Origin of the sequence: Methylobacillus draconifructus, from assembly GCF_045984355.1 — a bacterium.
In the GTDB taxonomy this organism is placed as follows: domain Bacteria; phylum Pseudomonadota; class Gammaproteobacteria; order Burkholderiales; family Methylophilaceae; genus Methylobacillus; species Methylobacillus flagellatus_A.
This window is the reverse complement of record NZ_JBJQII010000005.1, coordinates 234267-255723: the sequence shown is the minus strand read 5'-3', so window position 1 is coordinate 255723 and position 21457 is coordinate 234267. Positions and strand designations below refer to the sequence as shown.

The 21457-nt window shown below is 55.6% G+C and carries 21 protein-coding genes and 1 tRNA gene; 17 read left to right on the top strand and 5 right to left on the bottom strand.

Annotated features, from left to right (window positions below):
• Positions 1-67 precede the first annotated feature (67 nt).
• The 4 genes from ACJSDX_RS12405 to ACJSDX_RS12390 all read left to right on the top strand — a co-directional run bounded on the left by ACJSDX_RS12405 (position 68) and on the right by ACJSDX_RS12390 (position 2853).
• Complete coding sequence (locus ACJSDX_RS12405) at positions 68-406, top strand: Tar ligand binding domain-containing protein (RefSeq protein WP_407994947.1); 339 nt, start codon at positions 68-70, stop codon at positions 404-406.
• Entirely contained in the window at positions 403-1239 is an 837-nt protein-coding gene (locus tag ACJSDX_RS12400) for a methyl-accepting chemotaxis protein (protein WP_510355940.1), read from the top strand. The genes ACJSDX_RS12405 and ACJSDX_RS12400 overlap by 4 nt, the downstream gene beginning before the upstream one ends.
• 300 nt (positions 1240-1539) lie before the next feature.
• Positions 1540-2091, top strand: coding sequence for an NADPH-dependent FMN reductase (locus ACJSDX_RS12395; RefSeq protein WP_407994946.1), 552 nt, complete (start codon positions 1540-1542; stop codon positions 2089-2091).
• A 159-nt stretch (positions 2092-2250) separates the two neighbouring features.
• On the top strand, positions 2251-2853 hold the full coding sequence (locus ACJSDX_RS12390) for a DUF5610 domain-containing protein (protein WP_407994945.1): 603 nt from the start codon (positions 2251-2253) through the stop codon (positions 2851-2853).
• Between the two features lie 53 nt (positions 2854-2906).
• On the opposite strand, the gene ACJSDX_RS12385 is transcribed toward ACJSDX_RS12390, so the two are convergent.
• Entirely contained in the window at positions 2907-4067 is a 1161-nt protein-coding gene (locus ACJSDX_RS12385; protein ID WP_407994944.1) for a sigma-54 interaction domain-containing protein, read from the bottom strand.
• A 413-nt stretch (positions 4068-4480) separates the two neighbouring features.
• On the opposite strand from ACJSDX_RS12385, the gene ACJSDX_RS12380 reads away from it, so the two are divergent.
• The 12 genes from ACJSDX_RS12380 (at position 4481) to ACJSDX_RS12325 (ending at position 17339) form a co-directional block, all read left to right on the top strand.
• Positions 4481-5152, top strand: coding sequence for a class II aldolase/adducin family protein (locus ACJSDX_RS12380; protein WP_407994943.1), 672 nt, complete (start codon positions 4481-4483; stop codon positions 5150-5152).
• A gap of 14 nt (positions 5153-5166) precedes the next feature.
• Complete coding sequence (locus ACJSDX_RS12375) at positions 5167-6225, top strand: ABC transporter substrate-binding protein (protein WP_407994942.1); 1059 nt, start codon at positions 5167-5169, stop codon at positions 6223-6225.
• A 226-nt stretch (positions 6226-6451) separates the two neighbouring features.
• Positions 6452-7528, top strand: a complete 1077-nt coding sequence (locus ACJSDX_RS12370) for an ABC transporter substrate-binding protein (RefSeq protein WP_407994941.1) — start codon at positions 6452-6454, stop codon at positions 7526-7528.
• A gap of 6 nt (positions 7529-7534) precedes the next feature.
• Positions 7535-8581 carry an ABC transporter substrate-binding protein gene (locus tag ACJSDX_RS12365; protein WP_407994940.1) on the top strand — a complete coding sequence of 349 codons (1047 nt, stop codon included), beginning with the start codon at positions 7535-7537 and terminating at the stop codon, positions 8579-8581.
• Between the two features lie 409 nt (positions 8582-8990).
• Complete coding sequence (locus ACJSDX_RS12360; protein WP_407994939.1) at positions 8991-9830, top strand: ABC transporter ATP-binding protein; 840 nt, start codon at positions 8991-8993, stop codon at positions 9828-9830.
• A 34-nt stretch (positions 9831-9864) separates the two neighbouring features.
• On the top strand, positions 9865-10698 hold the full coding sequence (locus ACJSDX_RS12355; RefSeq protein ID WP_407994938.1) for an energy transducer TonB: 834 nt from the start codon (positions 9865-9867) through the stop codon (positions 10696-10698).
• A 38-nt stretch (positions 10699-10736) separates the two neighbouring features.
• Positions 10737-11471 (top strand): MotA/TolQ/ExbB proton channel family protein, encoded by a 735-nt coding sequence (locus tag ACJSDX_RS12350; protein WP_407994937.1) that lies wholly within the window; start codon positions 10737-10739, stop codon positions 11469-11471.
• On the top strand, positions 11471-11878 hold the full coding sequence (locus ACJSDX_RS12345; RefSeq protein WP_309565370.1) for an ExbD/TolR family protein: 408 nt from the start codon (positions 11471-11473) through the stop codon (positions 11876-11878). Before ACJSDX_RS12350 ends, ACJSDX_RS12345 begins: the two co-directional genes overlap by 1 nt.
• Positions 11879-12028: 150 nt before the next feature.
• A complete protein-coding gene (locus ACJSDX_RS12340) occupies positions 12029-12850 on the top strand; it encodes an ABC transporter permease (protein WP_407994936.1) in 822 nt (273 codons plus the stop codon).
• Entirely contained in the window at positions 12847-13629 is a 783-nt protein-coding gene (locus ACJSDX_RS12335) for an ABC transporter permease (RefSeq protein WP_407994935.1), read from the top strand. The genes ACJSDX_RS12340 and ACJSDX_RS12335 overlap by 4 nt, the downstream gene beginning before the upstream one ends.
• A 79-nt stretch (positions 13630-13708) precedes the next feature.
• Positions 13709-15511 (top strand): ABC transporter ATP-binding protein, encoded by a 1803-nt coding sequence (locus ACJSDX_RS12330; RefSeq protein ID WP_407994934.1) that lies wholly within the window; start codon positions 13709-13711, stop codon positions 15509-15511.
• A complete protein-coding gene (locus tag ACJSDX_RS12325; RefSeq protein ID WP_407994933.1) occupies positions 15501-17339 on the top strand; it encodes an ABC transporter ATP-binding protein in 1839 nt (612 codons plus the stop codon). The genes ACJSDX_RS12330 and ACJSDX_RS12325 overlap by 11 nt, the downstream gene beginning before the upstream one ends.
• A 2-nt stretch (positions 17340-17341) precedes the next feature.
• On the opposite strand, the gene ACJSDX_RS12320 is transcribed toward ACJSDX_RS12325, so the two are convergent.
• Positions 17342-18730 (bottom strand): exonuclease domain-containing protein, encoded by a 1389-nt coding sequence (locus ACJSDX_RS12320; protein WP_407994932.1) that lies wholly within the window; start codon positions 18728-18730, stop codon positions 17342-17344.
• Positions 18731-19009: 279 nt separating this feature from the next.
• On the opposite strand from ACJSDX_RS12320, the gene ACJSDX_RS12315 reads away from it, so the two are divergent.
• Complete coding sequence (locus ACJSDX_RS12315) at positions 19010-19159, top strand: hypothetical protein (protein ID WP_407994931.1); 150 nt, start codon at positions 19010-19012, stop codon at positions 19157-19159.
• Positions 19160-19223: 64 nt separating this feature from the next.
• On the opposite strand, the gene ACJSDX_RS12310 is transcribed toward ACJSDX_RS12315, so the two are convergent.
• The 3 genes from ACJSDX_RS12310 to ACJSDX_RS12300 all read right to left on the bottom strand — a co-directional run bounded on the left by ACJSDX_RS12310 (position 19224) and on the right by ACJSDX_RS12300 (position 21435).
• Positions 19224-20258, bottom strand: coding sequence for a sulfite exporter TauE/SafE family protein (locus ACJSDX_RS12310; RefSeq protein ID WP_407994930.1), 1035 nt, complete (start codon positions 20256-20258; stop codon positions 19224-19226).
• Between the two features lie 222 nt (positions 20259-20480).
• Positions 20481-20556: transfer RNA gene (locus ACJSDX_RS12305), tRNA-Asn, on the bottom strand.
• 237 nt (positions 20557-20793) lie between these two features.
• Positions 20794-21435, bottom strand: coding sequence for a peroxiredoxin (locus ACJSDX_RS12300; RefSeq protein WP_309565363.1), 642 nt, complete (start codon positions 21433-21435; stop codon positions 20794-20796).
• Positions 21436-21457: the final 22 nt, after the last annotated feature.

Below are 21457 nucleotides of genomic sequence, written 5' to 3'. Positions count from 1 at the left end.
ATCATCAGTGTCGTCAGCTGGGCGTCATGCCAAGCGCTGCATTGAGTTCATTTGGCGAAGGAATAACATGAAACAGTTTCTTAGGGATATTACAGTTCACCGCATGGTGATTATTGTGCTGATCTTCATCAGCATCTTGATCCTGACGCTTTCTGCCATCGGGTTGAAGGGACTCAGTAATGCCGGGAAAGAGCTTGGAGCCAGCCACGCCATGCTGCAGCAAACTCGCGCCTTGTCTCAGGTAAATGAACAATTGCTCAGGGCCAGGCTACGGCTGGTCAGGCAGGGCGACTACCTTGATGCGGGAGACCAGAACGCAAGCCAGGCGGAATCCCAGGCTGCACTGGCTGCGATCGAGCAGACCGATATATCGTCCATTTCGTACGTACACCCCTGGACCAAGTGAAAGAGTATTTCCAGAAAATTGCCGATGGAGACTTGACCTTCCATATAGAGCCATTCGGCAAGAACTGCCCAGGGCAGATCTATCCTTACTTAATTGACATGAAGAACAGCCTTGCCCAGATGGTGCGCCAAGTGCGGGAGGGCGTTGAGCAGATCAACAGTGGCACGAGCGAGATTGCAACAGGCAACAACGACCTTTCCCACCGTACCGAAGAACAGGCCAGCTCGATCGAAGAAACAGCGGGCAGCATGGAAGAGCTGGCGGAAACCGTCGCGCACAACGCGGACAACGCCAGGACCGCCACAGGCATGGTGCATAATGCAGCCAGTGTTGCAAGGCAGGGTGAGACTGCCATGGACGAGGTCGTGCAGATCATGCAGGAAATCAGCAGCAAGTCCGGACAGATCGAGGAGATTACCGGCCTGATCGACGGCATTGCCTTCCAGACCAACATTCTTGCCTTGAATGCTGCCGTGGAAGCAGCTCGCGCTGGCGAACAGGGCAAGGGATTCGCCGTGGTGGCCAGTGAAGTGCGCTCCCTGGCGCAGCGTAGTGCCAGCGCCGCCAAGGAAATCAAGACATTGATTGCGTCTTCTGGCGAGGTGGTGGATACAGGCACCCGCAAAGTGACTGCGGCCGGCAATACCATCCACGATGTTGCGAACTCGGTCAACCAGATAGCGACCTTGATCGAGGAGATTGCCGCCGCCTCCAGCGAACAGGCAAACGAAATTGCACAGGTGAAGCTCGCCATCACGCAGATGGACGATGCAACGCAGCAGAACTCCGCACTGGTCGAGCAATCAGCAGGCTACTGCGAGCGCCTTGGATGACCAGGCGAGTAACCTGAGGAAAGCGGTGGAGATATTCAAGATAGCCTGAGAACGGTGGCTGTAAAGCCCAGCTATGGATCAAACTGTTGCATTATCCGCACATATTCATCCAGCTGCTGGTATTGAAGCAGCATTGCTGTATTGATGCTTGATATTCAGCACTTCTCCCTAAAGTGAATATAGGTTTTTATTGTTCTCAATTGATTTATAATCATATTTTGCCCTGGCACTTTTATTGCTGAATTTATTCAATGCATGCCTTGGCATGAGTTTGAATTAATTAATGGAGTAGGAGTTGGTATGGCAAAAATAGTAGGCATCTCGGGCAGTTTGTCGCAACCGTCCAGGACAAGGGCGCTTGTGGAAGAGATTGCTGCCAGCGCATCGCATCAATTGCACGCGCCTGCTGAGGTGATCGATATTGCTGAATTTGCAGCAGTCTTGGGTAGCACCGTGTCTTATGGAAATTTCCCTTCCGAATTGGAGGAAATATACAAGAAGGTACAAGAGGCGGATTTGCTCGTGATTGCGAGCCCCGTATACAAAGCTTCTTATACCGGCTTGCTGAAGCATTTTTTTGATTTGCTCGATCCCAAGGCCTTGGTCGGCAAGGTCGCCATCCTGGCGGCAACCGGCGGCAGCGACCAGCATGCCATGGTGGTGGACTACCAACTGCGTACCCTGGCGAGCTTTTTCAATGTGTATACCACGCCCACGGCCATCTATGCCAAGGATACCGAGTTCGCCCATTACCAGTTGACCAGCGATGCCATCCGCCAGCGTATAGCGGTGGCTGTTGAGCAGGCAGCATTCCTGCTGAAACAGGAAGCACCGCAGACCTTGGTGGCCTAAAGGGCCATTGGCCGGGATAAACAAAAGGGAGTCCTCTGGCTCCCTTTTTTAGTGCCTGAGCATGCTACATTGGGGCGATCGGCTAAAGGATGACTTCATTTTCTCCGCTTTCTGCCGATATGGATGAATACCATCTCAGAACCAGTATAGGAGAGCACCATGGTTGCATCCAGCAATGGCGTTATCACTGGCACGACGGCTCCCGCCGCCTCTGCGCCTGCCAACGAAGCATTGAACGAGGCTAGGAAAGCTGCCGAGGCCAGGCCGGAGTCCCAGAAAGCGGTGCTGAACGGACAAATCCTGCAAGCCTCGTTGCAGGTTTCGATCCAATCGGGCAATGATGGCTTGGCCTTGCTGTATCGTTCGGCCGTAGAGCAGCTCAATGCCGTACTGGAGCCTGAATTGGGCGCGAATGCAATTGAAGGCGCGATGGGGCAGGACAATAGCCCTGAAGCCACGGCGGGACGCATTTTGTCGATGTCCACGGGATTTTTTGAAGCCTATGCCGCGCGGTATCCCGATAAGGATGCGGAAACGGTGGCACGCGATTTTGTGGCGTTGATCCGGGGCGGGTTCGAGAAAGGCTATGCTGAAGCCAAGGATATTCTTAGCGGCTTGAATGTACTGGGAGAGGGCAGTGCCGTTGCGGCAGGGATTGCCAAGACATATGATCTGGTACAGAAGGGTTATGACGATTTTCTCGAGGCTAAACTCTCTGCGATCCGTGGCGGCACCGACCAGCCCAGCAGCCCTCAAGAGTAAGAGTCTTTAAGGCAATAAAAAACCACCCCAAGGGTGGTTTTTTATTTTGTTCGTCAAGCAATCAGCTTCAGTTCCTTCAGCCTTGCCCGCAGGATATTGCGGCTAATGCCCAGCAACTTGGCCGTGTGCACCTGGTTCTTGTTGCTGAACTCGTAGGCCTTTTCCACCAGAACCGCATTGACCAGCTCGAAGAGATTGGGCGGGGGCGATTCAAAAAACTGGCCGAGGACACGTTCCAGTTGATAGGTTTCCAGCGTGGTAAGTGGCTGCGCAGGATAGTGAGCCTGAGGCGTCCCGCTGCCGAGCTTGTTGCCTGCGTATGATGTCAATACCGGCTTTGCTTCTTGCTTTTCCAGCGGTACCGTTCCAATCGGAGGCAAGCCCAAGTCTTTGGGATAAAGGGTGCCTGAGGTTGAAATCAACAATGCGCGGTGGATGACATTCTCGAGTTCGCGGATATTTCCCGGCCACGGATAATGAAGCAATTGCTGAATGGTTTCTGGCGCGAGCTTGGGGATGTCGGTATGCAAGCGCGACTTGTAGACGTTCAGGAAATGCTCGACCAGGGGCAGGATATCGCCAGGGCGCTCACGTAAAGGCGGCAAATCGACAGGCACTACCTTGATGCGGTAATACAAGTCTTCGCGGAATCGCCCGGCACGTACCGCTTCTTCTAGGTCCACGTTGGTGGCCGCTATCAGACGGACGTCGATCGGTGTGGATTTGCGTGAACCCAGGCGCACGACCTCACGTTCTTGCAGCACTCGCAATAATTTGACCTGCGTCGATTGAGGCAGGTCGCCTATTTCATCAAGAAACAAGGTGCCGCCATTGGCAGACTCAAACCACCCGGTCTTGGCGCTTGTCGCTCCCGTGAAGGCGCCACGCTCGTAACCGAACAATTCGCTTTCTACCAGGGTTTCTGAAAAAGCTCCGCAATTGATGGCCTGGAAAGGGCCATCGCGCCGATTGCTTAGCGCATGGATATGACGGGCAATCAACTCCTTGCCAGTGCCGGTTTCGCCAATGATCAGGGCGGTGGCGTTGCTGGCGGCAATTTTTTCAATCAGGTTCAATAACCCCTGGGACCTGGGGTCGCTGAAGACCAGCGCGCTTGCGCGCACGGATAGGCTGACAGAGCTGGGATTGGGGTGCGTGATGACGTGATCAGCGCTTTCGAATGCCCGCTCATAATTCCATAGTTCAGCATGCATTGCTTAGGACTTTCTATGTAGAAACTTCCCACAATATACGCACAATCCTTTAGCTGGTCTAAAACTATATTTTTATATTTATATTCTTTTTTGGAATAAAAAAACTGCTGGAGAACGGTTGTTGTTTCCTGAGCAATTATTCAATGGCATCCACTGTTTGTATTGCAGCAACTGTTGATTTTTAAACAGATGGGTTGGAGCCAAGTACTTTTTGTGCTGGATGTATGTGTATGAAATACATAGGGTATTGTGCAATTTTATAGGGTGGATTGCTCTTGGCATGTGTTTTGCCACTTTAGTTATCAAGATGCCCGGCAGGTCCCGCCTGCCTTTCATGATGACTACAGAGGTGAATGATGACCATAACCGCAATTGAGACAGAAAACGATCTAGAAGCTTTTGCTGCACAAGTCTTGGCTGACGCCAAGATCGCGTTTGCCGCGTTTCGCAATACCGGCACCATTACTGCTAACGGGACGGTGGGCTTTGTCGAGCGCGTGCCCGGCGAGGAAAAGCTGGTCATCGTGAATGATCCCGGCCCGTTCAATTGGGATGGCCGTGGCTTGCAGGCGGTCGTCGTGGACTTTGAAGGCAATGTGGTGCTGGGCAAGGGAAGCGCCGCCGGCTCGACCCGCTACACCAAGCTCTTCAAGGAGCATGCGGACATCACGACGATTTCACATGTGCATTCCCCCTATCTGGGCGCCTGGGCGCAAACCCATCGTACATTGCCAATCCGTTACGTTCCGGTGCAGCGTTATAACCTGATTCGTGAAATTCCTATTTATATAGACCGCCGCCAGCAAGAAGTGGATTTCATTCTTGACCAGATCAAGCTGAATCCGCACAACACGGCAATCCTGGAAGCCAATGGCGGGTCTACCGTTTGGGGCAAGCAGGGTTTGCGCAAGACCGCCGAGTTTATCCTCATCCTTGAAGAGGGCGCGCAAATCCAGACCTTGGCGGACGCGATTGGCGGATCCCGTGATTACGGTCCTGGGGTGTTGGCGCAGCAATGGAAGATGGCCAAGATTTACGACCAGGCCAAGGGCTTGAACCTGCTGCCAGCGACTGACCTGGGTTAATCGAGGGGTCGGCAATGAGTGAGCTAATAAATAGTGTAGACCAGATCTGGTTTACCCGTTGTCCGGTGCCGACTGCCACCGGCATTGCCTATAAGCTGGGCTGGCTGGATGAGGAGTTTGCAAAGGATGGGATTACCGTCTCCACTCTGCAGGACGGCCCGCGCGAATACAACCGGCATCACTATGACCACCAGTTGCCTACCCTCATCCGCGAAGGGGGCAACTTGCTGGCGATCGCCGCCCGTGCGCAATATGCGCCTACGCGCCTGATCGGGTTGACGTGGATAGACGAGTGGCAGGCGATCCTGGTGAGGCCCGATTCCGGGATTGCCGAGCCGCACCAGCTCAAGGGAAGGCGCTTGGCCTTGCCTGCCTTTGTCGATCACCCGATCAAGGACCATGTGCGCGGCAGCAGCATCGCCCGCGGCATGAGCCTGCACGGATATAAAGGCGCGCTCGGTATCGCAGGCTTAACGCTGGATGACGTCGAGCTCGTCGAAGTGGCCGCAGCCGGGGCAGGCCGTGGAGATGGCAGGCGCAGCCGCGAAGTGGTCGGCAGCCTGTGGGCAGGACTGGACGAACTGGTGGCAGGGAATGTCGATGCGGTCTACGTCAAGGGCGCTTCCGCCGTCGAAGCAGCCAAGCGCTTAGGGCTCGTGGTCGGGATTGACCTCGACAGCTATCCCGACAAGAGCGTGCGGGTGAACAATGGCACCCCGCGGCCCATCACGGTGCATGAGGATTTGCTAGAGAACCATTTCGACCTGGTGGTCCGCTTCTTGTACCAGACGCTGCGTGCGGCCGATTGGGCCAAGCACAACCTGGAAGGCGTGCGCAGCATTCTGCAGGACGAGACCTTTGCTGGCGCCGAGAGCGTGGCGACGGCATACCGCAACGATTTCCACCTGCATCTTGAGCCGACATTGACACCCGATCGCCTCGAGCTATTCCGCAAACAGAAAAATTTCATGTGGATTCACGGGCTGCTGGACCGCGATTTCGATTTTGACGCATGGGTGGATCAACGCCCGTTGCAGGAAGCCAAGAAGCAGCTAGAGGCAAAGGTTGCCTAAGAGTGCTTCGCTGAGTTTTGTGAATCGTTCTAACTCAGGCAGGTAGTCATTTGTGTTGAGTAACAATGTTGTGAGTAACAGTGATGATTTTCCAGACTGTCACCTTATATCGGTGTGTTTTACCCGACCACGGGCGAGCGCACTGTTTTTTCATTGAATTATCATGAGCTTCGAATACCCCGCACTGGATTTTGAAGCAAGACTGACATGTTTTGGAGTAACTTAAATGTTGCATAGAAAAATTTATCATCTGGCGCTGGCCGCCATGATGGCATTGCCGGCTTCTGTTGGCTTTGCCGAGGAAACACCCAAGGTCGTGCGGATTGCGGCAGTGGTATATAACATTGCGGGCAAAACCACTTACCTCAATGGTGCCGCAGTGCTGACCGAGGGCGGCCTGGAAGAAACGCTCGCCAAAAAAGGCGTCAAGATTGAATGGGTGCCTGCTTCCCATTCTGCGGTGGGCCCGATCATCAACGAAGGTTTTGCCAGCGGCAAGGTGGACTTCGCCTCCTATGGTGATTTGCCTCCCGTGATCCTGAATGCTTCCAGGCCCACTGTGCAACTGGTTGCGCCCTGGGGGCGTAGCGGTAATTCCTATCTTGTGGTGCCGGCAAAATCCAAGGCCGTTACGATCGAGGACCTGAAAGGCAAGCGCATTGCCTTGCACCGCGGCCGTCCATGGGAGATTGCATTTGCCAACCTGATCGAATCCAAGGGCTTGAGTTTCAAGGACTTCAAGATCGTTAACGTGAATCCCCAAGTCGGGGCCGCAGCACTGGCGAGCGGAACGGTAGACGGGTTCTTTGGGCTGAACGATGCGCATATCCTCGAGCAGCGCAAGGTGGGGCGCATCATCTGGTCCACCAAGAATTCGCCGCCTGACTGGAAACTGATGGGCGGGCTATGGGCAAGCAACGACTTCATCAAGAAGTATCCCGAGCTCACCCAGACCATTGTCACTGCCTACGTGAAGACCAATTACTGGACTTCGCAAGATGCCAACAAGGACAAGTACATCAAGGAATATGCCACCAATGCCTTGCCAGAAGAGGTGGTACGTAAAGATTACGACAATGACATCGTCGCCTGGAAGGACCGTTGGTCCCCGCTCTATGATGACGCCTTGAAAACGCACTACCGCCGGGTTGCGAGTTATGCCAAGCAATCAGGCCTGGTGCGCAACGAGGTCAAGCTGGACCAACTGCTCAACCCGCAATTCGTCGAGCATGCGCTCAAGGAACTGAACATTGAGCATTACTGGCAAAGCCATCAGATCAAGCAAGCCCGGGCAGGAAATTAAGGGGAAATGATGAAATTGACTGTATTGCCTGCCTTGCTGTTAACGGGGTTTCTTGGCTATTTTCCTATTTCTCATGCGGAAGACCTCAAGGTTGTCCGTATCGCCTCGGTGGCGACCAATGTCGGCGGCAAGACGGTGTATACCGGCAGCGCTTCCCTGGTCGTCAACGGCTCTTTCCCGGAAGAGCTGCGCAAGCAAGGCATCAAGGTGGAATGGATTCCGGCGGCCATGGCCTCCGTCGGCCCGGTGATCAACGAAGGGTTTGCCAGCGGCAAGATCGATTTCGGCATCTACGGCGATTTGCCGCCCATCATCCTCAACGCCGGCAAGCCCACCGTGCAGCTGGTAGCGCCCTGGGGCACGACTTCCAATTCCTATTTGGTTGTGCCCAAGAACTCTACAGCCAAGAGCATCAAGGACCTGAAGGGCAAAAAGATCGCCTTGCACCGCGGCCGCCCGTGGGAGCTGGCTTTTTCCAACCTGTTGCAGAGCGAAGGCCTGACGTTCAAGGACTTCAAGATCGTCAATGTCAACCCGCAAGTCGGCGCTGCCGCCTTGGCGAGCGGCACTGTCGATGGTTTTTTCAGCCTGTTCGATTCCTATATCCTGGAGGATAGGGGAGTAGGAAAAATCATCTGGTCCACCAAGACCGCGCCGGTCGATTGGAAGCTGATGGGCGGGGTATGGGCGCGCAATGATTTTGTGAAGCAGAACCCCGAGGTTACCCAGGCCATCGTCACTGCCTACCTGAAAAGCGTGCACTGGGTAGCGCAGGATGAAAACAAGGAAACCTACATCCGGGAATATTCCAACAAGATCTATCCCGAAAGCGTGAACCGCCGCGAATACGAACAGGACAATGTGAGCTGGCGCCAGCGTTGGTCGCCTCTCTACGATGCAGCCCTGCAAGAGCACTATCGCAAGGCGGTGGCCTATGCGCAGACATCCGGGTTGACGCGAACGCAAGCGGACGTCCAGAAGATGCTTAACCCGCAATTTGTCACCACGGCATTGCGGGAGCTCAAGCTCGAAGGTTTCTGGGTTCCACACTAAGAGCAGCGATCCAGGCTATAGGGCTCTGTCGGAGGTGGTCGTAAGGAAGGCAGGGCACGACGCCTGGATAATTTGTTAATTGCTCTAGATTGCAACTTAAACAGCAGCGCTGCTTTTACGCTGCTGTTTCATTTCCACCAGCAGGATCTGTTTTTATAGCAACACTTTATTGGGTTTTTTGGTGATGCAGCAACAGTTTGGTTGCTGGTGACCGTTCCGGATTTTTCCAAGCCAATGAATTTTAATGACAAGTCGATTTTCCCAAGGATTTGGCACGGGGATTGCCTATATATAACCAAATTGTATTTTTAATTCTCTTTATATGTTTTTATTAAGAGATATTAAAAAAAGTTATTTGGAGTGATGTGCCGCAGGGCACCCAAAGCCCAGGCGGCAGAAAGAAGCAAGAATGAGTGCATTGAATACAGTGCTGAGTTTTAAACGGGAACAGGCACTGCATGATGAACTGCAAAACGAGCAAAACGCAAAGCAGCAATTAAACCTGAGGCCAGTCGCCTTAACGATAGAACGTGTCGAAAAAGCCTTCCAGCTTTCGGGGGAGCGCCTGCAGGTGCTGTCCGACATCAACCTGGACATTCGCGCAGGCGAGTTTATTTCGATCGTGGGGGCCAGTGGTTGCGGCAAGTCGACTTTGCTGAAGCTGATCGCCGGGCTGGATACCTACTATGGCGGAGACATCGTATACCAGGGCAAGCGCATCCAAGGTACCGACCTCGATCGCGGGATCGTGTTCCAGGAACACCGCTTGTTTCCGTGGCTGACGGTGGAAGCCAATATCGAGCTCGCTTTTGCCGCTACGGATACCACGAAGGCCGAGCGCAAGCGCCGCGTGCAGGCGCAGATCGACCTGGTGGGATTGTCGGGTTTTGAAAAGGCCTATCCCCACCAGATTTCCGGAGGGATGTCGCAACGCGTGGCGATTGCCAGGGCGTTGGTATTGCGTCCGCAATTGCTGCTGTTGGACGAGCCATTTGCCGCATTGGACGCTTTGACCAGATTGAAACTGCAACAGGAACTGCAACGCTTATGGGAGCAGGAGGGCTTGACCACCATCCTGGTGACCCATGATGTGGAGGAGGCTGTGTTTTTGGGAGACCGCGTAGTGGTGATGCAATCCCACCCAGGCCGCATCAAGCGCATCGTCCCCGTCGACCTGCCGCGTCCGCGCGTGCGTTCCACGCTGGAATTCCAGCGTATCAAGGATGACGTGCTGACGGATTTCGTCTAGCACGCCGCAACGGAACATACAAAGGAGGATATACGTGTCTACATCTGCCTTGAGGCCTGCTGGCAGGTTGCTTGAGAGTGGCGACATCCTGCCGAAAAAGGATGAGCTGGCGAAGCGCGTTGCCGAGGCAGGCAAGCGGCTGGACCAGGCATTTGCCTTGCGCCAGAAAGAATTTCAGGAAGAAGCGGCTGTCCCAGGCGGCGGCAGGAATTACCTGGCCCTGGGCCTGGTGGTGATTGCCGTGCATGTGGTCGGTGCTTATTTCTATATCAATGCGGATCATGCGCCGATCGTGCCCAAGCCCCGGCCGGTGGAAATCGAGATCATCAAGCCAGTGATCGAGCCGCCGCCCGAAGTGAAACCGCCACCGCCGCCGCCTCCACCACCGCCCAAGAAGGTGGTGAAGCAACCGCCGCCGCAACCCAAGCCGCAACCGGCATTGAAAACGCCGGAGGCCGAGCCTGACATCAAGCCGGACGATATCGTGGTGCAGGAAAACACCACGGCGGAAAGAACCAGCGAGCCGGTAGAGGCCGCGCCGCCTGCGCCTCCACCGCCGCCAGAGCCAGTGAAGGAAGAACCAATAACCGAGGCAATGGGCTATGCGGGCTACTTGAACAACCCTGCGCCGAAGTATCCATCCTTCGCGCAACGGCAAGGTTGGCAAGGCACAGTAGTGCTGCGGGTGCGGGTGTTGGCCAGCGGCAAGGTCCAGGGCGTGGAGATCAAGAAGTCCAGCGGCCGCAAGACATTGGACGAGGCCGCGATAGAGGCGGTGAAAGGCTGGGAGTTTGCGCCGTCCAAGCGCGGCAATACCCCGATCGACGGCTGGGCTACCGTGCCGATTGAATTCAAACTGGCTTCTTAAAGCCGTCATTTACGTAATTATTTGAAGGAACATTAAAGATGTTTGATATTTCAGAATCCAATTCATTGATTGTCGATGGCGTGCTCTATGCGCTGATTGCCTTTTCCGTGGTGACCTGGACCTTGCTGTTGGTCAAGGGCTACCAGCATTGGCGCGCAGCCAGCCAGACCAAGCGTTACAAGAAGGCGTTCTGGAGCGCTCCCAATATTATTGCCGCCTCCGAGATCCAGGATGTCGACGGTCCTGCGGCACGCGTGGCGCAGGCTGGCTTCAATACTCTGCGCGACGTAGACAGCCATGCCTCCCATGATCTTGAGCATACCGGCGACCGCCAAGACTTGCTCGAGCGCTCCCTGCGCCAGCAAATCCTCAAGGAGCGCCGCAGCCTGGACAGCGGTCTTGCCGTATTGGCCAGTATCGGCAGCACCTCGCCGTTTGTAGGCCTGTTCGGCACGGTATGGGGCATCATGAACGCGCTGACCAATATCGGCGCGCTGGGCTCCGCCAGCCTGGAAGTCGTCGCCGGCCCGATCGGCGAAGCCCTGGTGGCGACAGGCCTAGGGATTGCGGTTGCGGTGCCTGCGGTGCTGGCATTCAACTTCTTCACCCGCCGCCTCAAGCTGATCAACGGCGACCTCGATGATTTTGCCGCCGACCTGATCCGCCTTTCCCGCAAGGCCAACTTTGCCGGCAGCAAGCCTGTCGAGCTTGGTTCGACCAAGCACGAGACTGCTTCTTCCGTGGTCAACCTGAAAAATGAGGCGGTTGCATAATGGCTTTCTCGACAACTAGCGAATCAGATGACGTATTGAGCGAAATCAACATTACGCCCTTGGTGGACGTGATGCTGGTGCTCCTGGTGGCGTTCATCGTCACCATCCCGGTACTCAACAACGCCATCACGGTGAACCTGCCCAAGACGGCTGCCACGCAGCCGCCCGAGCCGAAAAAGCCAGTGACAGTGAGTGTGGATGCGGAAGGCAAGGTGTTCGTGGACAAGCAGGAACTGCCAGTGGCGCAACTGGAGTCGGAATTGAAAGCGCGCCATGCGGCCAATCCCGATCTGGCATTGCACTTGAGTTCCGACGAAGCCGTGAATTACGGCGTGGTGGCCAAGGTCATGGCCTCGATCGAGCGCGCCGGCATTACCAAGCTGGCCGTGCTGACCCAGGCGGAATAAGAGCGATAACAAAAACTCTCTTGGCGTTGTTGCCCTGCCTTGGCGTACTGTTTGTGCCGCCTCGGCAGGGTGCCTAGTCAGGAGCGTTTCGCTGAGTGTTGTTAGCCGTTCTGAGCCGCTTCTATTATCAAGCAGGAAAGAATTACATCTATGAGCATAGGTATCAGGGTTGCACTTGGCATCAACCAGGCCGACCCGGTGTTTCGCCGTCGCAGCAGGTTACGCCTGGCGGCGTTTATCTCCCCGATTGCGTTTCTCCTACTGTGGGCATGGGTCACCAAGCTGGAGATTTTCTCTCCGCAATTGCTGGTTTCACCGTGGGAGGTGCTCGCCAGCCTGCATGAATTGCTGGATTCGGGCGAATTGTGGGCACACCTGTCAGTAAGTTTATCCCGTTTGGGAATAGGTTTCCTGATCGGCGCCAGTTCCGGATTGCTGTTCGGCATCCTGATGGCGTTGTCGCCCAAGGTGGAGGGTTTTTTCTCGCCGCTGTTCCAGGCATTGCGCCAGGTGCCGACCATCGCGTTGATCCCGATCTTCATCCTGCTGTTCGGCATTGAGGAGCTGTTCAAGATCGCCATCGTGACCAAGGCGGCCTTCTTTACCGTGGCATTGGCGTCGTACGAGGCTACCAAGGGCATACCCAAGCATTATTTCGAGGTAGCGCAGGCATATCAGCTGCCCAACCGTACCTTGTACACCAAAGTGGTCATTCCTGCGATCCTGCCGCCCATCCTGACAGGCTTCCGCATTGCGTTTGCGCGTTCATGGACCATCCTGGTGGCGGCGGAGTTGCTTGCCGCCGACAGCGGGCTCGGGCATATGATGCAGATGGGCCGCGAGATTTTCCGCATTGATATCGTGATGGTCGGCGTGGTGCTGACCGGACTCATCGGTTTTGGCATAGACCGCCTGTTCAAGTGGGGCGAGGCCAATTTGATTCCCTGGCGCAAGGCAGGAGCGGACAAATGACAACATCAACGTTATCCAGATACCGTATTCTGCAAAGCGGCCGCGGCTGGCTGATCCCGATTGCATTGCTCCTCGTGTGGGAAGTGATGTCGCGCCAGAGCGCGGAACATGCCTATGCATTCGCCTCTATCTCGCAGATTTACCATGGCTTGCTGGAAATCATCTCGACAGGCGAGTTGCAGCAAGGCGTTGCCGCCAGCCTCCAGCGCGCTTTCCTTGGACTGCTGATCGGCGGCTCCATCGGCTTCGGGGTCGGTGCGGTGATGGCGTTATGGCGCGTGGCGGATGTATTGATCGGGCCGCTTTACCATATGTTGCGCCAGGTGCCGTTGATGGGCCTGGTGCCCCTGTTCAGCCTCTGGCTGGGCAATGGCGATCCGTCCAAGCTGGTGGTGGTGTGCCTGTCGGCGTTTTATCCCATGGTGCTGGCGACTTACGAAAGCCTGCACCAGGTGGAGGACAAGTACAAGGAAGTCGGCGATGTCTACAAGCTGGGTCGTCGCAAGACCTTCTTCAAGATACTCCTGCCCGCGGCATTGCCCAGCATCTTTACCGGCGTTTCGTTCGCCTTGGCGTTTGCCTGGCTGGCGACCATCGGCAGCGAGATCCTGTTCAGCGCCGGTGCTGGCCTCGGCAATATCATGATGAATGCGCAGGCCGCGTCACGCATGGATATCCTCATCATCCTCACCGCCCTGATCGGCTTGCTGGGCTACCTGATGAACCTGGTCATCCAGCGTGTGGGCCGCTACTTGTTCCGCTGGCGTAATCTGCGCTAGTCTATATCCCAAATAACGCAGTGCGTTCCTGCACTGCCGCCATGCCTGGCTCCCCGGGCATGGCGCATAACCCTGCTGTATGAAAGCCCGGTTTGTGAATCTCCGTTCCTATCCCTTGTTGCGATGTTTGTGGCTCTATCGGCGTACGCCCGTACGTTTCTGGATTTCTGCTGCCTTGTTTGCCCTCGCCAATTTCATGCTGGCCTGGCAGCAAGGCATGATCGCGCGTGCCGTGCACGATGTGGAGCAGGGCGTGGCCGTCGTCGCGGATGCGGCTGGCAACCTGGATGCCAGTGTTGCCTGGCACTGGCTGCTCGTCATCATCGGCATTGCCGCAGCCCGGGCATTGCTGATGTATTTTGTCGGCTGGCTGTCGTTGGTGATCCAGCAAGACCTGTTGGGATATTTGCGCGAGATGATTCTGGTGCAGGTGCAGCGTCTGGACCTGGCCTACCACTGGCTGCACGGTGCGGGCGAGATCGTGACGCGCACCACGCGCGACGCCGATAAGCTGCGCGATGCCTTGATCAGCTTCTGGCGGCAGGTGGTCGACACCTCGTTCATCGTCATCGCCGCAGTCGGCTTCCTGTTCTGGTATCACCCGTTGCTGGGCATCGGCCCCTTGTTATTGACGACCCTGGGCTTCTACATCCTGTTCCGCCAGACCGACCATTTGGTACAGCTCGACCGTGCCGTGGGGCAGGCGTTCGACAGCGTCAACCAGGACCTGACGGAAGGGGTGAGCGGCGTGCGCGTGATCAAGGCCTTCAGCCTGGAATCCACCCGCGTGGCGCAGTTCGAGCGCCATGTCCGTTTCTTCGTCGGCCAGGCCCTGGAAGCCTTGCGCTACTCGGCAAGCAGGATACCCATCCCCCAGTTCGTCGTGGGGCTTGGGCAGGTATGGGTGCTGGGCGTGGGCGCATATCTGGTCTATACCCAGCATTTGAATTACGGGGAGCTGGTGGCTTCCCTGTTGATGGCTACCACGCTGGTATTCAGGGTGGAAGGGGTGGGACGGGTGATGCAGGTGTTTGCCGATGCGCGTTCGTCGGCGGCGCGCATATGGGAGTTGCTGGACGCCTTGCCAGAGATTGAAGGTGGAACGCTGGATATTCCCCAAGGCAAGGCGCTTGGCGTCCGGCTACAACAGGTGGGCGTCGAGCCTCCAGGCGGAGGCAACCCGGTGCTCGACCAATGCAGTTTTGAACTCAAGCCCGGCGAGATTGTGGCGCTGGTCGGGGCGACAGGCTCCGGCAAAAGCACGCTGGCAAGCTTGCTGCCCAGGCTTGCCGATGCCAAGGCCGGCAAGATCGAGTTGAGGTGGGATGATGAATGGCACGATGTCCGCGATTTCACCCTGGACGCCTTGAGGCGCGCGATTCATGTCGTGCCGCAGGAGGGTTTCTTGTTTTCCGACAGCCTGGCCAGCAATTTGCGCCTGGCGGGCCAGGACGCGATGGATGAGGAGCTGCTGTGGGCTTTGCGCATGGCATCGGCAGAAGAAGTGCTGGCACGGTTGGAGTCGGGCTTGGAGACCCGAATCGGCGATAGGGGCATTACGCTCTCGGGCGGACAGCGGCAGCGGATCTGCCTTGCCCGCGCCTTGATAGGCAAGCCCTCGATCCTGGTGCTGGACGATGCCACCAGTGCGCTGGATGCCGTGACCGAGCGCACGGTATTGAACAATATTCGCCGTCTGCCTGAAGACAAGGGCCAGGCGGTTTCGGTGCTGATGATTGCCAGTAAGCTATCCACCATCCTGTTGGCGGATCGCGTGCTGGTGCTTTCGGGCGGCAGGATCATTGCGGAAGGGACGCATGCAAGCCTGGTGGAAGACAGTGCGGAATACAGTGAATTGATGGGGGTGGATAGTGGCCAGTGATAAAACACCCGCACTGCGCGTGATGTCCGACATCGAGCTGGAAGAAATGCTGGCGCAGCAGAAATTGCAGCGCGGCATGTTCTGGCGCCTGCTGCCTTTGCTACGCCCGGTGAAGCATTTCGTGGCCGGGGCCATTATTGCTGAGATAGTGCTGGTCGCGCTCGTGTTCCTGCGGCCTTACATGATCGAGCAGGTGATCGACCATGGCCTGGTGAAAGGCCTGGCGGGAGGCTATAGCCTCAATACCCATATCATCCTGTGGGCCTTGGTCGGCATGACCGTCTCCTGGGCCGGGCGTTTCGGTCTGGCAGGCGTTTCCCAGTTCCTGTCCGGCTCGGCGGCGATCCGGGTGTTGAACAGCTTGCGCGTGAGCGTGTTCAACCATGTGCAGCACTTGAGCGTGGGTTATTTCGATCGTACCAAGTCCGGCCGCATCGTCTCGCGCATAGACCGCGACGTCGACAGCCTGGAGCCGTTGATGATACAAGGGCCCCCTGAACTGTTGTCGGCCTTGCTGCGCAGCGTGGTGGCCGGGATACTGCTCTGGCTGACCTCGCCGGTGTTGTTTCTCAGCCTGGCCTCGGTGATTCCCTTGCTGTTCGGGGCGACATGGCTGTTCAAATACCTGGCGCAGAGCAATTACGCCAGAGTGGCGGAAAACCGCGCTCGCTTCACTGCACACCTGGTCGAGACGGTGGCCGGCGTGCGCCTGATCAAGCAGGCTGTGCAGGAGGAAAACAACCGCGCCCGCTACCGCGTGCTGATCCAGGACTTCATCAACGCCTTGATCCGCAATACCCTGATGTCGGGCTGGTTCTCGCATTTCACCGGCGTGCTGACGACCCTGGGCATGATGCTGCTGATCGTCTTCGGCGGCCGCGAAGTCGCCTTGGGACATATCAGTTTTGGGCAGATGGCCGCGAGCATGTTCTATGTCTTCATGTTCCTCGGGCCGTTGCAAGAACTGGGCGACCTGTTCGAGCGCTACATCAACGGCGTGGCGTCCGCCCAGCGCATCTTCCTGCTGCTCGACACCCAGCCGGAGATCCGCGATGCCGAGCATCCGACGCCGTTGCCGCAGGTACGGGGCGATGTCGAATTCCGCGACGTGGTGTTCTCCTATCATCCGGACGGCGAAAACCCGGTCATACGCAACCTCAACCTCAAGGTGGAGGCAGGCGAGGTGCTGGCGATCGTCGGGCCTACGGGCCATGGCAAGAGCACGCTGGTGCAATTGCTGACGCGTTTCTACGAGGTGCAGGGCGGCGCGGTGCTGGTCGACGGCAAGGACGTGAAATTCGTGGCGCAGCATGAGTTGCGCCATCATGTCGGCGTGGTGTTGCAGGACAACGTCTTATTCAGCGGCACGATTATCGCCAACTTGCGGCTGGCGAAGCCGCACGCCAGCGAACAGGAGCTGATAGCCGCGGCGGAGGCGCTGGGCGTGCATGACATCATCAGTCGTTTGCCGCATGGCTATCAGACGGAGGTGGGCGCCCTCGGTAGCCACCTGAGCCATGGGCAGCGGCAACTGGTATGCCTGGTGCGGGCCTACCTCGCCGATCCGGCCATCCTGATCCTCGACGAGGCCACTTCCGCCGTGGATATCCAGACCGAGCGCAAGATACAGCACGCTTTGCGGCGCTTATGCGAGGGGCGGACCGCCATCATCATCGCGCACAGGCTTGCCACCATCCGCGATGCCGACCGCATTGCCGTGATCCGCGACGGCCAGGTGGTTGAGCAGGGCGCGCATGACGCATTGATGCGCCAGGGCGGGCATTATGCCGCGCTGTATCATGCCTATGAGGCCGGGCAGGAGTTTTAAATTTAAAGCTGCAGCAATTGCAGGCCGGGTTTGTTGAGTTGTTTCAGCAGCAGTTTGTAGGTATCGATATCGAAAATGAACGCCGTCTTGGTGTGGCGCATCATATCCAGGCTGTCGTGCTCGTCCGCCGTGCCAAGGTAGCACCACTGCTCAAACACATGCACTGCGGACTTTCCATTCTTGGCATTGGTTTCGCGGATGCCGATCTTGCCGGGATAGGGCCATGATTTCAGTTGATGACTGATCAGCGCCTGCTTCAGGCGCAGGTAGTGCAACTCCGGCGGCTCCTGGTTGCAGCACACCCCCTTGCAGCGTTTAAGCTGATATGAAAAGCAAGGGCCATTGCCGCTTTCCAGCCCCAGGTGTTGCGGGCAAAGCCCGTGCACCTGGGCAAGCTGGCGCAATGCGGCTAGGGCCTGGCGCTTGGTGCGATAGGTCCCGTAGAGCTCGCCCAGCAAGTCTTCGGTCATGGCATCCTGTGCGACCAGGGTCAGCAAGGGGCGTTGCCCCGCAGACGGGGCCAGATGCCAGGAGCAAAGCTGCTGCTCGCGTCGCAACTGCCGGTTATGTATCGGCCGGCGCTCCTTGATCAGCCTGGCTTCCAATAACAATGCGCCAAACTCCCCGGCGGTCTCTATCCATTCGATATGCTTGATTTCCTGGGCGATGCGCATGCCGCGCGCCCGCGCATGGTCGCTGTTGAAATGCGACAGCACGCGGTTGCGGAGGTTGACGCTCTTGCCTACATAGAGGGGAAGGGCATTTTCCCCATAAAAGAAATAAACGCCGGGTGTTTCCGGTATGCCATCTATCAATTGCGGATCAATGTCGGCAGGCAACGACTGGCCTTTGAGCAACTCCTCGGCCGTGGCCTGCAATGTTTCCAATCCATGCTCGGCTTCTGCAATAAGCAGGAATTCCGCCATGACATCCACATCGCCCATGGCGCGGTGTCGTGCTGCGCAGACGATGCCATGGCGCGCGATGATGGCATCCAGGCCGTGGCTTTTGTATTCAGGATAAAGCCGGCGCGACAGCTTGACGGTGCAGAGCACATTCTGTCGCAACGTCATGCCTAGGCGCTTGAACTCGTTCTTGAGGAAGCCGTAATCGAACCGTACGTTATGCGCGCACAATACCGCCCCGTGCAGGTGGGAAAGTAGCTCGTTGGCGACATCGCGGAACAAAGGGGCATCCTTCACCATGGCATTGCTGATGCCGGTAATGGCATTGATGAAGGGCGAAATGTGCATTTCAGGATTGACCAAGGTCTGCCAGCGTTTGACCTCGACTCCGTTTTCGTAACGGATCAGGCCGATTTCAGTGATGCGGTCTGTAACCGGGGTCGCGCCTGTGGTTTCAAGGTCTAGCAGTACGTAAGCGGGCAACATGATGCAGGAAGAAAACTCAAATATATGAACGATTGTACAGCAGGCTGGGCATGTTATCGAATGCCCGGCATGAGCAACTTATGCGGATTGAAGACGGGCGAATATTGTAAGCCAGCCGCTATGGCATGGGATATGCTTAATCTCATATGACATCGGATAAGTCTCAACGGTCTGTTCAGGTTACTGAGGCTTGAAAGAATCCTTTGGAAGTGATTTGTAATACAGCTTTCACATGGCCTGCTTATGATCGATTTATACATATGAAAAAAGGAGCGCATCATGGATGAAATGGAATACAACCAGCTAGTTGCAACCGATAATTCCGACAAGGTACATGAAGTCGATGACCTCGTGATTGCCCTGCGAGCCGCCGGCACGCCTTTTACTGATGACATTATCCAGTCTGCGATTGATGAGGGCGTACATTGAATGGCATATCATGTATTCCATCCCAATATAGGCTTGCAGTATTGCAAGCCTATATTTTATAAAATCAGGGAAACTTGATTTTCTTGAGCAATTGATCGTTGTGATCATAATAATATGCCTCGTAGGAAATCTTTTTTAGCGCATAGACTTTCTCGATGACGATTTTTGCAGCCCCTACGTCTTGCAAAAGCACGTGCGTTTGTCGCGCTTGATCGAGGTCTGAGAATGGGATGATCTTCTCGAACTCGAAACCTTCGCCATATTTGAACTCAATGGTGTAGATCAAATCATTCCAGTTGAAAGTGGCATCGTAGCCCTTGGATACCCTGACGATATCAATATTGGGGTTGTGGGCCTCCTGAATCCTTATCACAGCACTATTCAACAGCAATACGCCTGACATTACCATGGCGCTATAACCGATTTTGCTGAATACCTTGATTGATATTTTAGGCAGGACATATTTCATCAGGTAAGTAGAGGCAATTGCGGCCACAGCAACCAATATGCCGATATAGAACGCCTTTAGCGTAAACAAGCCGAATGAGGCATATAGGCATAATTTGACAATATGCAGGATGATCTCATTGGCTGCGCGGGTGGCGACAATCTCTTCCTTTGTCAGGCCATAGCGTAGATATACCCTGTTGAACAAGACGCCTACGGCGCCAGTCAAGGCTGAAATGAATCCTGCCAAGAAACCGATGAGTCTGAGAACGTAGTTTGAAAAGGCTGTCTTGTCCTGAGGCGCTGCCGATTCCTTCTTGAATATATAAGGCAAGTTCGATACGAGGAAGACCGCCATGCATAACTCTATATACATCGGGGCTAGGTAACTCAATAACCATGCTCCAACCAACACTCCAGGCAATGCGAACGGCAAGAAGTGTTTCACTATGTTCCAGTTAACGTGCCGGAAAAATAGATAAAGCTTAGTGGCCGAACTGATGGATGTCCCCATGGAAAGGGCTGCGGGAACCTGGGCGGCAGGCAGGGCATAGCCCAGGATGGGAATTAGCAACAGCCCGGCCCCGCCCCCGCAAACCATGCTCAAAGCAAAGGCTAGGAAGGCGACAAGAAAAATATTCAAATACATCATGGTAGTTATTAATCGATTTTCTAATGCAAGGCGCAGAGCATGGCTCTAGCGACAGGCAAGTTTTCCTATGCGATATGTAGCAGGAAAGTAGGGCGATAGGTAGTTATTGAAGTTGAGGATTACACCTGATGTGTTGCTAACAAGCAACATAATCTGGAGGTAAATGAATGCGGATGAGATTTAAAGAAAAAAGGCCCACATTGCTGTGGGCCTTTCTCTATTTGGCTCCCCGACCTGGGCTCGAACCAGGGACACACGGATTAACAGTCCGTTGCTCTACCGACTGAGCTATCGGGGAATCGAGAAGCCGCTACTATACTGGCCTGGCGGGGAGTGGTCAACTATTTTCTGCAAAAAAATGACAGATTTCCGATGCCAGTTTTTGCACTGTTTTCTATGGACAGGAATTTTCTTTTTGAATCAATTGTTCTAGTGAAGGTTATTCGATATGCCGTGGTGAATGAATGTAGGTTTGTTACCTGAGATAAATGAAAAATGCCCGGACTGGCCGGGCATTCGTTGGATCAATCAATCCTTATTTATTGGGCTGAGGGGTGAGCCTCAGGTAAGGCTTGACGGCTTTGTAGCCCTTGGGGAATTTCTCCTTGAGCACTTCCGGGTCGGTGATCGAGGGCACGATGACGACATCGTCGCCGTCTTCCCAGTTGGCCGGGGTAGCCACGCTGTGGTATTCGGTCAGTTGCAGGGAATCAATCACGCGCAGGATTTCGTTGAAGTTGCGGCCAGTGCTGGCGGGGTAGGTCAGCGTCAGGCGGATTTTCTTGTTCGGATCGATGATGAATACGGAGCGCACGGTGGCGGTGGTGCTGGCGTTGGGGTGGATCAGGTCGTAGAGCTCCGACACCTTGCGGTCGGCATCGGCAATGATGGGGAAGTTGACTTCCGTGCCCTGGGTTTCGTTGATGTCGGTGATCCAGCCCTTGTGGGAGTCTACCGGGTCGACGGAGAGCGCAATGGGCTTGACCTTGCGCTTCTTGAATTCTTCCGCAAGCTTGGCGGTGGCGCCGAGTTCTGTTGTGCAAACGGGCGTGTAATCGGCAGGATGGGAGAACAGGATGGCCCAGCTATCGCCCAGCCATTCATGGAAGGAGATAGTGCCGATGCTGGAATCCTGGGTAAAGTCGGGTGCGGTGTCACCCAAGCGTAGTGTTGCCATGTTGAGGCCTCCTGATTGATTC